The sequence below is a fragment of the Methylobacterium sp. BE186 genome, assembly GCF_031457035.1.
In the GTDB taxonomy this organism is placed as follows: Bacteria; Pseudomonadota; Alphaproteobacteria; order Rhizobiales; family Beijerinckiaceae; genus Methylobacterium; species Methylobacterium segetis.
The window spans coordinates 238,093-251,132 of the sequence record NZ_JAVDVV010000001.1 but is presented as its reverse complement, the minus strand read 5'-3'; the positions used below and the strand labels follow the sequence as shown (position 1 = coordinate 251,132).

The following is a 13,040-nucleotide window of genomic DNA, read 5'->3' as shown; positions in this document are numbered from 1 at the left end:
CGGCTCCTGGCCGCCCCCGTACGCTCCGCCCCGAGGCAGCCCTTGCTCACCCCGACCCGCCGCACCGCCCTCCGGGCCGGCTTCGCCGCGGCTGCGCTGGCCGCCGCATCCCGCTCCCCCCGCGCCTCGGACGCGGTTTCCGGGGCACGGCAGAGCCTGCGGATGATCGAGGACCGGCTCGGGGGGCGCCTCGGCGTCGCCGTGCGCGACACCGGCTCCGGCCGCGCCCTCCTCCACCAGGCCGACGCACGCTTCCCGCTGTGCAGCACCTTCAAGGTGCTCGCCGCCGCCGCGATCCTGGCCCGGGTCGATGCGGGCCGCGAGCGCCTGGAGCGCACGATGTCCTTCACGGCCGCCGACCTCGACAGCCACGCGCCGGCGACGGGGGGCGCCCTGCGGGAGGCCGGCCGGGATTCCGGCACGATGAGCCTCGCCGACCTCTGCGCGGCGGCCATCGTCGTCAGCGACAACACGGCGGCGAACCTGATGCTGCAGGCGCTCGGCGGCCCCCCTGCCCTCACCGCCTGGCTGCGCGGGATCGGCGACGGGACGACCCGCCTCGACCGGACGGAGCCGACCCTCAACACCGCCATTCCCGGCGACCCGCGGGACACGACGAGCCCCGCGGCGATGGCCGAGGATCTCGAGCGGCTGCTGATCGGGGACGTCCTCTCGCCCGCGAGCCGGGCGCGGCTCGAGGGCTGGATGGTCGCGGCCCGGACGGGACTGAAGCGGCTGCGCGCCGGCTTGCCGCCGGATTGGGCGGTCGGCGACAAGACGGGCAGCGGCGACAACGCCACCGCCAACGTCGTCGCGATCCTGCGGCCGCCCCACCGGGCGCCCCTCGTGGCCGCCATCTACCTCACGGGCTCCGTGAGCACGGCGGAGGAGCGGGACGCCGCCCATGCCGAGGTCGGGCGGCTCGTGGCCGCGACCTTCTGAGGAGGTTCTCGATGTCGAAGGCCACCCGCGCGACACAGGCCCTCGACCGGGCCGGCATCGCCTACAGCGTGCACGCCTACGCCTACGATCCGGAGGCGCCGCGCATCGGGCTCCAGGCCGCCGAGGCTCTCGGCATCCCGCCGGACCGGATCCTCAAGACCCTGATGGCGGAGGCCGACGGGAAGCCCGTCTGCGTGCTGGTGTCCTCCGACCGGGAGATCAGCCTGAAGCGGCTCGCCGCCGCCTGCGGGGCGAAATCGGCCGCGATGCTGAAGCCCGCGGAGGCGGAGCGGATCACGGGCTACCATGTCGGCGGCATCAGCCCCCTCGGGCAGAAGCGGCGCCTGCCCGTGCTGATCGACGAGGCCGCCCTCTCGGCGGGGCACGACGCGATCTACCTCAACGGCGGCGGCCGCGGCCTGCAGGTGCGGGTGAGGCCGGCCGACCTCGTCGCCGTGCTTCAGGCCCGCATTACCCCGCTGACCTGATCGCGGGTTGACGATCCGTTTACCCTGACCCGGTCAGGGTGGCGCGTTCGTGGGAGGGCGGCATGGCGGGACGGGCGGATGCGGGGGCGCGACGCGCCGGCCTGACGGCCGCCCTGCTGCTCCTCGCCTGTGCGGGGGCCGCCGCCGCGGACCTGATCGAGGCCCCGCCCGTCCCTCAGCCCGGGCCGTCCGCGCCGCGCTACTTCCCCCGGGGCGACGGTTCGGACGAGGCCGTCGTGCTGGTACCGCCCCGCCCGCGCCTCTTCGGCTGCCGGCCCCGCCGGGTCCCGGTGCCGACCAACGCGCCGGGCGACCCGAGTTACGTCGGTTCGGCCTACGGCCTCTCGCGCCCGAGCTACTACGGCCTGACCCCGCCGCCCGGCATCGACGACCCTTACGGCCGCCCGCTCCTGCCCTATTGCCCCTGATGGCTCTGGCGCCGGAACGAGCCGGCCCTTAAGTCCTGCCGGCCTGTCCTGCCGGAGCCCTCCGCCGTGCCCGAATCCCCGCCCCCTCCTCCGGTCTGCCGGCGTCTCGCGGAACTCGCGCCGCTCCGCGCGCAGGTGGCGGCGTGGCGGCAGGCCGGCGAGCGCGTCGTGCTGGTGCCGACCATGGGCGCGCTGCATGCGGGCCACCTCGCCCTGATCGCCCATGCCCGCGAGATCGGGCAGCGCGCGGTGGCGAGCATCTTCGTCAATCCGACCCAGTTCGGCCCGAACGAGGATTTCTCGCGCTACCCGCGGGACGTCGAGGCCGATCTCCGGCTCCTGGCCGGGGCCGGCTGCGACGCGGCCTGGACGCCCGCCGTCGAGACCATGTACCCGCCCGGCTTCTCGACGCGGATCGAGGTCGCAGACCTCACGGAGGGCCTGTGCGGCGCCTATCGTCCAGGCCATTTCTCGGGCGTCGCGACGGTGGTGACGAAGCTCCTCAACCAAGTGCGGCCCGACATCGCGCTGTTCGGCGAGAAGGATTTCCAGCAATTGCAGGTGATCCGCCGCGCGGTGCGCGACCTCGACCTGCCCTTCGAGATCCGCGGCGTGCCAACGGTGCGCGAGGCGGACGGCCTCGCCCTCTCCTCCCGCAACCGCTACCTCTCGCCCGAGGAGCGGGCGCGGGCGCCGCGGCTCCACGCGGTGCTGGCGGAGATCGCCGCCGCGGCCAGAAGCGGGGGCGAGACGGAGCCGCTTCTCGCCCGCGGCCGGGCCGACCTCGAGGCGGCCGGTTTCGCGCCGGTCCAGTATCTCGCGATCTGCGACGCGGAGACCCTGGCGCCCCTCGCCCGCGTCGAGGGCCCGGCGCGGGTGCTCGCGGCAGCCTATCTCGGCCGCACGCGGCTCATCGACAATCTGCAGGTCTAGATCAGGCGTCGACGCCCCGCAGCGGGTGCGCGGCGAAGAAGTCGAGCATGGCGCGCGAGGCGTCGGGTCCCTGCGGATCGGTGTAGCTGCCCGCCGCGGAGCCGCCCGACCACGCATGGCCGAGGCCGCGCACCCGCCAATCCTCCACCACGACCCGGCCCGCCGCATCCGCGTAGCGGGTGCGGGTGTACGAGCGCCCGTCGCTGTGGACGGACCGGCTCTCGGCGTGCAGCGAGCCGGCTCCCGCCTGGGCCAGGACCTGATCGGCGTTGCGCGGGCTCACCGTGCCGTCCTCGTCGCCGTGGAACACGATGGTCGGCACGCGCAGGCCCTCGGCCGGGGCGCCGAAACCCGTCGGGGCGTTCTGGCCGGGCGCGCCGACCTGCATGGCCATGAGCGCCGAGGAGAGGTCGCGCGCGCAGCCGGCGGCGAGGCCCGAATGCACCCCCACCGCGGCGTAGAGATCGGGATAGGCCTGCGCGATGTTGGCCGCGGCCGCCCCGCCCGCCGAGAGGCCAGCGATGTAGACGCGCTTCGGATCGATCGGGCACTCGTCCAGGATCGCCCGGGTCAGGCCTGCGATGATCGCCGCCTCGCCGGCCTCCCGGCCCTGGTCGCCGGGCTGGAACCAGTTCCAGCAGCGCTGGCCGTTCGCCCGCGCGCTCTGGGCCGGGTAGGCGACGTAGAACCCCTCCGTCTCGGCCAGGACGTTCATGTTGGTGCCGGCCGCGAAATCGTCGGGCGACTGCGTGCAGCCGTGCAGCATCACGACGAGGCAGGCGCCGGCCGCCGGACGGCTCGGGATGAACAGCTTGTAGTCGCGCGCGCCGGCCGGACTCGAGAAGGATCGGGCCACGAACTGCCCGTCCCCGGCCGCGGGCGGCGGTGTCGGGCGGCCGGTGCCCATCCCGGGAAGCGAGCCCGGCGCGAGATTCAATCCGTTCAGAACCGGTGCGACGCCGCGCCCGAGGCCGCGCAGCACCTCGCGCAGGCGCTCCGGGATGATCGCCGGATGCGCACCATCGCCGAGCAGGTCGCCATCGACCCACGGCCCGGCCGCGGCGGGTTCGTCGGCGGCCGTCGTCCCGGCGCGAGGCGCCTCCGGACGGGTCCCCTCGCCGACGCGCTCGGCCACGAGGTCGATCGTCGGCGGCTCGATGCGCTTCATCTCCGGGGCCGGCGCCGGAGCCGGCCGCTCGCGCAGGTTGCGCTGGATCAGGGCGGTGGCCTCGTCGAGACGGCCGGCGCCCGTGAGCCGGGTGGCTTCCAGCATGTCGGCGAGACGCACCTGCATCCGGGCTGCATGTTCGGTCATGGGCGGGCTTTCGTGGAAACGGGGAGGGGCGACGCGGGGGTCGAGCCTCGCGCCGGACGGAACGGCGCCCTCAGCGCAGCCGGTCTGCGAGGGCGGCCTTCACGGCGGGGCTCGCCTGGAGGCTGCCCAGCACTTCGAGGGAGGCGATGGTCTCGCGGGCGAGATCGGGGGTGACGTCGGGCTCGATGCTGGCGAGGCCCAGGACGCGGATGTCGAGGGTGCGGCCCGCCGCGCGCGCCTCTTCGAGCTCGGTGCGGCGGATCGGCCGGAGCCCGACCTCGACGCTCTTGCGGGCGACCGACTGCCGGGTAATCTCGGCATGGCGCTCGATCTCGCGGCGGATCGCCGTGCGGATGAAGTCGCTCCGGTTGCCGTAGACCCTCTCCGTGACGAGGAGGTCGATGTGGCCGAGATCGACGAATCCGAGATTGATCGTGATCTTCTCGCTCTCGGCCGTGCGGGCGGCTGGGCGTGGGCGGGGTATCAGATCGAGCATCGCTGTGACGGGTCCATCCATCGACCATCCGTGTGGATGGTATATGGGCCGTTTTTTGTGCGATGCAATGAATTATTTGCTGCGACGCAAAAAAGCCGTCAGGCGCTGCCCTCCTCGCCGATGTAGTCGCGCCAGATCGCGATGGCGCCGAGGCTTGCCAGGAAGGCCTCGTGGCGCCCCTGCTCCTCCGGTGTGAGGCGGGGGCGGACCTTGCGCAGGCCGACGGGCACCGGCTCGCCGCCCTCCTCCTCGACGGCGACCGCCTCTTGCACCTCGACCACGCCGAGGCCGAGGCTCGTCTGCTTGCCCCCGAGGAGCTCGATGTAGACCTCGGCCAGGATCTGCGCGTCGAGGAGCGCCCCGTGCTTGGTGCGCCGCGTCGTGTCGATGCCGTAGCGGTTGCAGAGGGCGTCGAGGTTGTTGGCCGCGCCCGGATGCTTGCGCCGGGCCATGATCAGGGTGTCAACGACCGCCTCCAGATCGATGGCCGGCGGCGCGGCGGCGCCGAGGCGCGCGAATTCCGCGTTGATGAAGCCGACGTCGAAGGGCGCGTTGTGGATCACGAGTCGGCTGTCGCCGCAGAAGGCGCGGAACTCGTCCACGATTTCGGCGAAGACGGGCTTGTCGACGAGAAAGGCGTCCGAGAGGCCGTGGACCGCGAAGGCGCCCTCGGACACCGCCCGCTGCGGGTTGATATAGCGGTGGAAAGTGCGGCCGGTCTGGATGTGGTTGAGGAGTTCGACGCAGCCGATCTCGATCAGCCGGTCGCCCCCCTTGGCGTCGGTGCCGGTAGTCTCGGTGTCGAGGACGATCTCGCGCAGCATGGGGGCTCTCGGGGATGACAGCGATGCCCCCCAAGAGGAGCGGCGGAACGGCTAAGCTGGAGTTAACCCGCAGCGCGCTCGCGCCTGCGTGACGGCTCCGGAACCGGATGCCCCAGTTCCCGCGCCATCTCGATCCAGGACTGGATGGCGTCAAGCACGTTGTGCAGGGCCTCCTCGGGGGTCTCGCCGTCCGATAGGCAACCGGGCAGATCGGGCACGGTCGCCGCGAAGCCCCCGCCGTCGTCATCGGCGAGCGGCGTGATCACGACCGGGTAGGCAAGATGGCTCATGACGCGGCTCTGACTTGATCGATGAACCGGACAAGGTCGCGAATGTAGACGGGCTTGATGGGCCGTTTGGCCGGGATGGTCAATTTCGTGGTCTGAGACGGATGACCAATCCGATAGTGCGATCCGCGTGCAGGCTTGCACAGGATCCCGAACTCCGCGCAGGCCGCTTCCACGTCGGCGATCGTCCATCCACCCTTCGGGTTGGCGCGCATCGCCTCGAGACGTTTCGACATAGAGAATCAGCTCCATGGAGGTGGAGCCGATTCTTGAGCGCCATGCCTAAGCCGGGATTAAATCCTGATCCTGGCGAGGACGCCGTTGACGAATCGTAAATCTTTGCCCGCAGAGCAGTGTGTCTTGAACCGGGAAGACCTCATCCGGCGGATGTGACTCTCTCCACTTGGTCAATGATTCGTTCCACATCTTTCTTCGCGTGAGCGAAGCCGAGGCTGGTGTCGATGACGAAATCGGCCCGGGCCCGCTTCTCGGCGTCGGGCATCTGCTTGGCCCGGATCGCCTCGAAATCCGCCTCCGACAATCCGGGACGGGCGAGGACGCGGGCGCGCTGCACCTCGGGAGGCGCCGTCACCACCAGGACGGCGTCGCAGCGCGCGGCGCCGTCCGTCTCGTAGAGGAGGGGGATGTCGAGGAGGACGAGGGGCGCGTCCGCGTGTCGGCGCAGGAAGGCGGTCTCCGCCTCGCGGACGAGGGGATGCACGATGGATTCGAGCCGTGCGAGCCGCTCCGGATGGCCGATCACCGCGGCGCGCAGGGCCGCCCGGTCGACGGCGCCGTCCGGGCCGAGCGTGCCCGGGAAGGCCTGGCCGATCGCGGGGCCGGCGGCACCGCCCGGCCCGTAGAGGGCGTGGACCGCGGCATCCGCGTCGTGGACCGGCACGCCGCATTCCGCGAATATCGCGGCGGTGGCGGATTTGCCCATGCCGATCGAGCCCGTGAGCCCGAGGACGAAGGGCCGGCCGCGGGGCGCCTTCGCGCTCATGCGGGCCGCAGGTCCGCGACGATGCGGGCGCGCAGGGCCTCGGTGACCGCCGGCCGCACCCCGAACCACGCCGCGAAGCCGGGCACCGCCTGGTGCAGCAGCATCCCGAGGCCGTCGACGGCGGCGAGGCCCCGGGCGCGGGCCGCAGCCAGAAGCGGGGTCTCCAGCGGCGCGTAGACGATGTCGGCGACCGCCGCCCGGCCGGGGAGGGGGGCGAGGTCGACGTCGAGCGGCGGGTGGCCGGTCATGCCGAGCGAGGTGGTGTTCACGAGAAGCCCCGTCCCGGAGAGGCGGCCCGGCAGGTCCTCCCAGGCGACCGCCTCCGCCGCGCCGGGGGCGAGCCCGACGAGGGCGGCGGCGCGCTCCGGCGTCCGATTGGCGATGAGGATGCGCCCGAGGCCGCGCTCGGCGAGGCCGACGACGATGGCGCGGGCGGCGCCCCCGGCACCCAGCACCAGGGCGGTGCCGCCCGTCCGCTCCGGCCAGTCGGCGCCGAGGCTCTGGTCGAGATGGGCGATGAAGCCCGGCGCGTCGGTGTTGTCGCCCCGGATCCGCCCGTCCGCGCCCACGATCAGGGTGTTGACGGCGCCGATCCGCTCGGCTCGCGGCGTCAGCGCGTCGGCGAGGCGGAAGGCCGCCTCCTTGTGGGGGATCGTGACGTTGCCGCCCGCAAATCCCGAATCGGGCAGGGCGCGCAGGAAATCGGGGAAGGCGTCGGGGGCGACGTCGAGGCGCTCGTAGGAGCCGGCGATGCCGTGGATTCCGAGCCAGTGGTTGTGGATCAGCGGCGAGCGCGAATGGGCGATCGGGTGGCCGACGACGAAGGCCTTCTTCATGCGGGACCGCGGGTTCCGGGGCGAGGGGGCGGGAGGGGGCCTATCACACGGCGCAATCCTGCGCGATCGGGCAGGGCGGGCCGCCCGCCTCCTCGATCTGGAGGGTGGCGTGGGCGATGCCGAAGCGGGTTTGCAACTCCTCCGCGACCTGCCGCAGGAAGCCGTTGCCGGGATGGCCCTCCACCATCACAAGGTGTGCCGTCAGCGCCACCTCGGTGGTGCTCATCGGCCAGATGTGGAGGTCGTGCAGGTCGGCGACGCCGGGCTGCACGCGCAGGTAGTCGCGCACCCGCTCCGGCTCGATCCCGGGGGGCACGGCCGAGAGCGCCATGGCGACGCTCTCGGTGAGCAGGCCCCAGGAGGCCCAGACGATCAGCCCGGCGATGGCGAGGCTGACGAGGGGGTCGATCCAGTCGAGCCCGGTGAGCCAGATCAGGAGGCCGGCCGCGACGACGCCGGCCGAGACGGCGGCGTCGGCGGCCATGTGCAGGAAGGCGCCGCGGATGTTGATGTCGCCCTTGGCTCCCGACGCGAACAACCACGCCGTGCACCCGTTCACGAGGATGCCGATGGCGGCCACCACCATCACGGTCACGCCGGCCACGGGCTCGGGGTGGAGGAGGCGGGCGAGCGCCTCCCAGAGGATCGCCCCGGTGGCGACGAGGAGGAAGACGGCGTTGAAGAGGGCCGCCAGGATCGAGGAGCCGCGCAACCCGTAGGTGTAGCGCGCGCTGGCCCGGCGCCGGACCAGCACGGAGGCGACCCAGGCGACGAGGAGGCCGAGAACGTCGGACAGGTTGTGCCCCGCATCGGCCACCAGGGACATGGCGTTGGCGGCGAAGCCGTAGCCCGCCTCGATCGCGACGAAGGCCGCGTTCAGGCCGATGCCGATGGCGAAGGCCCGCCCGAAACTCGTCGGCGCATGACCATGCCCGTGGCCGTGGCCATGCCCGTGATCATGCTTGTGGTTGTGGTGATCGCGATCATGATCGTGATCGCAGGGATCACGATTCGACGCCGTCCCGCGTTGATCGCGATCAGGGCCGGTCAGGCCGGGTTCGTTTGGGCGTCCGGTCACGTCCGGGATCCTCGAAGCGGGCTCACGGTCACAGGCGCAGGCACCCGCGGGCGCGCAGGCGGGCGAGGAGGGGCAGGAGCGGCAGGCCGAGGATCGTGCTGTGGTCGCCCGCGATCTCCGAGAACAGGTGGATGCCGAGCCCCTCGAGCTGGTAGGCGCCGACGCTCGCGGTCACGCGGGCCGCGCCGGCGAGCTCCACATAGGCCGCGATCGCCGCGGCATCGAGGGGGCGCAGCGTCAGGCGGGCCGTCTCGACGAAGCTCTCGGCGACGCGCCCATCCGCCCCGATCGCCACCGCCGCGTGGAGGGCGTGGCTGCGCCCGGCGAGGCGGCCGAGCTGGGCGCGGGCGGCCGCCGGGTCGGCGGGCTTGTGGAAGACCTCGCCGTCGAGGTCGAGCACCTGATCGGCGCCGACGACGATCCGGTCCGGGTGACGGGCGGCCACCGCGGCGCATTTCGCCGCGGCGAGGCGCCCCGCGAGCTCGGCCGGCGCGAGGCGAGCGGCCTCCCGCTCGACGGCGCGCTCGTCGACGCCGGGGCTCTCGGTCTCGACGGGGAGCGCCGCGCTCTCCAGGAGCAGGCGCCGCGTCGGGCTCGTCGAGGCGAGGAGGAGCGGGGCGGGGAGGGCCCAGGCGGTGGCGGCGCGATCCATCGCCCGGATGTGTCACCGATGGGGCCGGCCCCGCAAGGTTCGGGCGGTCAGGCGGCCCGGTGCGGCGTCGAATCGGCCTCGAGCGCCTCGGCGAGGGCGCCCCGCGCCGCCTCGATATCGGCCTCGCTGCCGCTCGCCTGGGCGACGAGGAGGCGATTGTAGACCGCGAGCCAGCCGGCATTCGAGCGGATCAGCGGCAGGCGCTCGCGCTCGACCGCGCGGCGGGCCTCGGTGACGTCGCGCAGCGCCTTGGGGAAGCCGCCGCAGCCATGGGTCGGCACCGCCTGCCGGAAGGCGAGGGCGGGCGCGGCCGGCGCGTCGTTCAGGATCGGGCTCATGGTCTGAGGCTCCTTCGTGTCGGGCCGGACCAGTGTTCGGGAGCGAATAAGGCCGTGCCGTGACTGATCCCGGCGGCGGCCGGCATCAGGGATACTGATGTGCGGGTCCGCACGACAACATCATTTGAGACCGGCCTTCGGAGGTGCGGCAGCCGCGATCGAGCCGCGCGTCGGCGCGGAAAGGGGCGGCCCCACCTCTCCCGTCCGGGAAAGGCCGGTTTCGCGGCAGCGCACCGGGCGAGGGGTGCGACGTGTCCGGATGCGGCGCATCCCTCACCCCAACCCTCTCCCGAACGGGAGAGGGGGTTACCTCGCGCCTCCCCTCAGCTCGCGATGAAGCGCAGCCGGTGCTCGCGGTAGAGGTCGAGGATGGCCGCGGCCGTCTCCTCGATCGAGCGGCGGGTGACGTCGATCGTCGGCCAGCGGTGCTTGGCGCAGAGGCGGCGCGAGGTGGCGACCTCGTCGGCCACGGCGTCGCGGTCGACGTAGAGGGAGGAATCGTCCGCCTTCAGGCTGAGGAGCCGGTTCTGGCGGATCTGCACGATGCGCTCGGGGCTGGCGATGAGGCCGACCACCAGGGGCCGCCGCACCTGCTCGAGCGCCGGCGGCAGCGGCATGCCCGGCACGAGGGGGATGTTGGTGGTCTTCAGCCCGCGATTGGCGAGGTAGATCGAGGTCGGCGTCTTCGAGGTGCGGCTCACCCCGATCAGGACGACGTCGGCCTCCTCGAGATTGTCCGGCAGGTTGCCGTCGTCGTGGGCGAGCGTGAAGTTCATCGCGTCGATGCGCTTGAAATACTCCGCGTTCAGCATGTGCTGCGCGCCCGGCCGGGCATTGGTCTGCGCGCCGAGATAGGATTGCAGCAGGGCGTGCACGGGCTGCAGCACGGACAGGCAGGGCGAGCCGGATTCCCGGCAGGCGGCCTCCAGCCGGTCGACGAGCTCGTGCGCGACCAGCGTGAACAGGACGAGGCCCGGCGCCGCCTCGATCTCGGAGATGACCCGCTCCAGCTGCGCGGCCGAGCGCACCAGCGGGTAGACGTGCTCGATCGCCGAGACGCCCTCGTACTGGGCGGCGGCGGCGCGCCCGACATTGATCAGCGTCTCGCCCGTCGAGTCCGAGACGAGGTGGAGGTGAAAGTAGCTGCGGCTCATCCGGTCCGTGTCTCCTCCGGGCGAAGCAGAGGCAGGGACCGAAGAGGCATGGATCGGGCCTTGTCCACCGCGCGCCGTCAGGGAGTCGATGAGTGTGGATAAGACGGCCCGCCGCCACGGTCCAGCGCGGGCGGCACCGAAGTCATCGACTCCGCCGTCAACAGCGCGTCATGAGGGCGCGCGGAATCGGCCCCGATGGGAGAATCCGGGACATCCGTCGGCGCATCGGCCCGCCCCGCGATCCAAGCCGCTGGCGAGACTGCCCTATCGCCGACATTAGATCGGATCTGTTAAAGCCCTCTTAACGCCGTCGCGGCGGGGACGGCCTGTGGACGCGGTTGCGATCCCGCGATCCAGCCGCCAAGAGAAAAAACAGAGTCCTAGAATCTCTCTTTCTTTGAAGAGGGCCGGGGTGGGGATGGACGCGTCGCGACCGTGCGACGGGTCCATCCCGACCGATGTCCGGACCCGAGGGGGTCTTGGACCCGAGAGGTTTTCGGGCCCAAGAGGTCTTCGGACCCGAGAGGTCTTCGGACCCGAGAGGTTTTCGGACGGACAGCGCCTCCCGCGGATCGACGCGGAGAGGGATGCGGGGGGAGGCGAGATGGCCGAGGTGAACCCAGTGGACCGCAAGGTCCTGCGCGTGCTCTCGGGCGAGGCGGTCTCGCCGCCGCCCGCCTGGATGATGCGCCAGGCCGGGCGCTACCTGCCCGAATACCGCGAGACGCGGGCGGAGGCCGGCTCCTTCCTCGACCTCTGCTACAGCCCCGACTTCGCCGTCGAAGTGACGCTGCAGCCGATCCGCCGCTTCGGCTTCGAGGCGTCGATCCTGTTCTCGGACATCCTCGTCGTGCCCCACGCCCTCGGGCAGGACGTGCGCTTCGTCGAAGGGGAGGGGCCGCGCCTCGATCCGTTGCGCGGGCGGGCGGAGTTCGAGCGGCTGCGGGCGGCCGACGACCCGGCCGTGTTCGAGCACCTCGCGCCCGTCTTCGAGACCGTCGCGCGGCTGCGCCGGGAGCTGCCCGCCGAGACGACGCTGCTGGGCTTCTGCGGCGCGCCCTGGACGGTGGCAAGCTACATGATCGGAGGCCGCGGCACGCCCGACCTCGCCCCCGCCCGGGCGCTCGCGGAGAGCGACACGGCCCTCGTCGACGCGCTGATCGACCGGCTCGTCGCCGTGCAGACCGAGTACCTCGTGCGCCAGCTCCGCGCCGGGGCCGACGCCGTGCAGATCTTCGAGTCCCATGCCGGCACCTTGCCGGCCTCGGGCAACCATGCCGGCACCTTGCCGGCCTCGGGCAACCATGCCGGCACCTTGCCGGCCTCGGGCAACCACGCCGGCACCCTGCCGAGCGGCGGCGGCGGCGAGGATGCCCTCGCCCGCTGGTCGTTCCGGCCGATCGCCCGGATGATCGAAGGCATCCGGGCCGAGGTGCCGGATGCAAAGGTCATCGTCTTCGCCCGCGGCTCGGGCCTCGACGGCCATGCCCGCGTCGTGCCGGAGACGGGCGCTGACGCCGTCGGCGTCGATTGGGCGGTGGACCTCGCTGCCCTGCGCCAACGCCTGCCGGCGAGCATCGTGACGCAGGGAAACCTGCATCCGGACGTGCTGATCGAGGGTGGGGAGGCGCTCGACGCCGCGGTCGACGCGATTCTCGCGGCGACCCGCGGCCTGCCGCACATCTTCAACCTCGGCCACGGCATCACGCCGCAGACGCCCGTCGCCCATGTGGAGCGGATGCTCGCCCGCCTGCGGGGCGCCTGAGCCGATGCTCTACGCCTGGATCAAGGCCGGCCACGTCATCGCGCTGATCGCCTGGATGGCGGCGATGCTCTACCTGCCCCGGCTCTTCGTCTACCACGCCTCGCTGCCGCCGGGCTCGGGCGCGCAATCCGAGACCTTCAAGGTGATGGAGCGCCGCCTCCTCAAGGCGATCATGACGCCCGCCATGATCGCGACCTGGATCCTCGGGCTGAGCCTCGCCTGGATGAGCGGCTTCTACGCCTCGGGCTGGCTGCAGGCGAAGTTCGCCCTGGTGCTCATGATGTCGGGGATGCACGGCTGGTTCGCCCGCATGGTCCGGGACTTCGCGGCCGACCGGAACCGGCGCGCGCCCCGCTTCTACCGGATCGTCAACGAGGTGCCGACGCTCCTGATGATCGTGATCGTGATCCTGGCGGTGGTGAAACCGGGCGCCTGATGGTGGACACTCGGAGGGATGCGGCCGGGACCCCCTGACGACGGGGTCGCGCCCGCGCCCCGAGA

Annotated in this window: 17 protein-coding genes; 6 read left to right on the top strand and 11 right to left on the bottom strand. The window is 72.4% G+C overall.

Features of this window, described 5'->3' with window-relative positions; all coding sequences use genetic code 11:
• Positions 1–42 precede the first annotated feature (42 nt).
• The 4 genes from bla to panC all read left to right on the top strand — a co-directional run bounded on the left by bla (position 43) and on the right by panC (position 2,791).
• Complete coding sequence (bla, locus tag J2X36_RS01185) at positions 43–942, top strand: class A beta-lactamase (protein WP_310345093.1); 900 nt, start codon at positions 43–45, stop codon at positions 940–942.
• A gap of 11 nt (positions 943–953) precedes the next feature.
• The gene (gene ybaK / locus J2X36_RS01180; protein WP_132255433.1) at positions 954–1,430 is read left to right on the top strand and encodes a Cys-tRNA(Pro) deacylase; all 477 of its coding nucleotides are present in this window, start codon (positions 954–956) and stop codon (positions 1,428–1,430) included.
• 62 nt (positions 1,431–1,492) lie between these two features.
• Positions 1,493–1,858, top strand: a complete 366-nt coding sequence (locus tag J2X36_RS01175; protein WP_310345089.1) for a hypothetical protein — start codon at positions 1,493–1,495, stop codon at positions 1,856–1,858.
• A 66-nt stretch (positions 1,859–1,924) separates the two neighbouring features.
• Positions 1,925–2,791, top strand: coding sequence for a pantoate--beta-alanine ligase (gene panC / locus J2X36_RS01170; protein ID WP_310345086.1), 867 nt, complete (start codon positions 1,925–1,927; stop codon positions 2,789–2,791).
• Between the two features lies 1 nt (position 2,792).
• On the opposite strand, the gene J2X36_RS01165 is transcribed toward panC, so the two are convergent.
• The 11 genes from J2X36_RS01165 to J2X36_RS01115 all read right to left on the bottom strand — a co-directional run bounded on the left by J2X36_RS01165 (position 2,793) and on the right by J2X36_RS01115 (position 10,774).
• Positions 2,793–4,106: a PHB depolymerase family esterase gene (locus J2X36_RS01165; RefSeq protein WP_310345083.1), complete on the bottom strand. Its 1,314-nt coding sequence runs from the start codon at positions 4,104–4,106 to the stop codon at positions 2,793–2,795.
• A gap of 70 nt (positions 4,107–4,176) precedes the next feature.
• On the bottom strand, positions 4,177–4,602 hold the full coding sequence (locus J2X36_RS01160) for a CopG family transcriptional regulator (protein ID WP_310345567.1): 426 nt from the start codon (positions 4,600–4,602) through the stop codon (positions 4,177–4,179).
• A gap of 98 nt (positions 4,603–4,700) precedes the next feature.
• Complete coding sequence (dnaQ, locus tag J2X36_RS01155; RefSeq protein ID WP_310345081.1) at positions 4,701–5,426, bottom strand: DNA polymerase III subunit epsilon; 726 nt, start codon at positions 5,424–5,426, stop codon at positions 4,701–4,703.
• A 62-nt stretch (positions 5,427–5,488) separates the two neighbouring features.
• Entirely contained in the window at positions 5,489–5,716 is a 228-nt protein-coding gene (locus J2X36_RS01150) for a type II toxin-antitoxin system HicB family antitoxin (protein ID WP_310345078.1), read from the bottom strand.
• A complete protein-coding gene (locus tag J2X36_RS01145) occupies positions 5,713–5,949 on the bottom strand; it encodes a type II toxin-antitoxin system HicA family toxin (protein ID WP_310345076.1) in 237 nt (78 codons plus the stop codon). Before J2X36_RS01145 ends, J2X36_RS01150 begins: the two co-directional genes overlap by 4 nt.
• A 140-nt stretch (positions 5,950–6,089) precedes the next feature.
• Positions 6,090–6,716 carry a dephospho-CoA kinase gene (gene coaE, locus J2X36_RS01140; protein WP_310345074.1) on the bottom strand — a complete coding sequence of 209 codons (627 nt, stop codon included), beginning with the start codon at positions 6,714–6,716 and terminating at the stop codon, positions 6,090–6,092.
• Positions 6,713–7,552, bottom strand: coding sequence for a shikimate dehydrogenase (locus J2X36_RS01135; RefSeq protein ID WP_310345072.1), 840 nt, complete (start codon positions 7,550–7,552; stop codon positions 6,713–6,715). The genes coaE and J2X36_RS01135 overlap by 4 nt, the downstream gene beginning before the upstream one ends.
• Before the next feature lie 43 nt (positions 7,553–7,595).
• Entirely contained in the window at positions 7,596–8,603 is a 1,008-nt protein-coding gene (locus J2X36_RS01130; RefSeq protein WP_310345563.1) for a cation diffusion facilitator family transporter, read from the bottom strand.
• 55 nt (positions 8,604–8,658) lie between these two features.
• Entirely contained in the window at positions 8,659–9,282 is a 624-nt protein-coding gene (locus J2X36_RS01125; protein ID WP_132256817.1) for a nucleoside triphosphate pyrophosphatase, read from the bottom strand.
• A gap of 47 nt (positions 9,283–9,329) precedes the next feature.
• Positions 9,330–9,620, bottom strand: a complete 291-nt coding sequence (locus tag J2X36_RS01120) for a hypothetical protein (RefSeq protein WP_132256819.1) — start codon at positions 9,618–9,620, stop codon at positions 9,330–9,332.
• A 323-nt stretch (positions 9,621–9,943) separates the two neighbouring features.
• Positions 9,944–10,774 (bottom strand): pyruvate, water dikinase regulatory protein, encoded by an 831-nt coding sequence (locus J2X36_RS01115; RefSeq protein WP_132256821.1) that lies wholly within the window; start codon positions 10,772–10,774, stop codon positions 9,944–9,946.
• Positions 10,775–11,378: 604 nt separating this feature from the next.
• On the opposite strand from J2X36_RS01115, the gene J2X36_RS01110 reads away from it, so the two are divergent.
• Positions 11,379–12,539: a uroporphyrinogen decarboxylase gene (locus J2X36_RS01110; RefSeq protein ID WP_310345066.1), complete on the top strand. Its 1,161-nt coding sequence runs from the start codon at positions 11,379–11,381 to the stop codon at positions 12,537–12,539.
• 4 nt (positions 12,540–12,543) lie between these two features.
• Positions 12,544–12,975, top strand: coding sequence for a protoporphyrinogen oxidase HemJ (gene hemJ / locus J2X36_RS01105; RefSeq protein WP_132254615.1), 432 nt, complete (start codon positions 12,544–12,546; stop codon positions 12,973–12,975).
• Positions 12,976–13,040 lie beyond the last annotated feature (65 nt).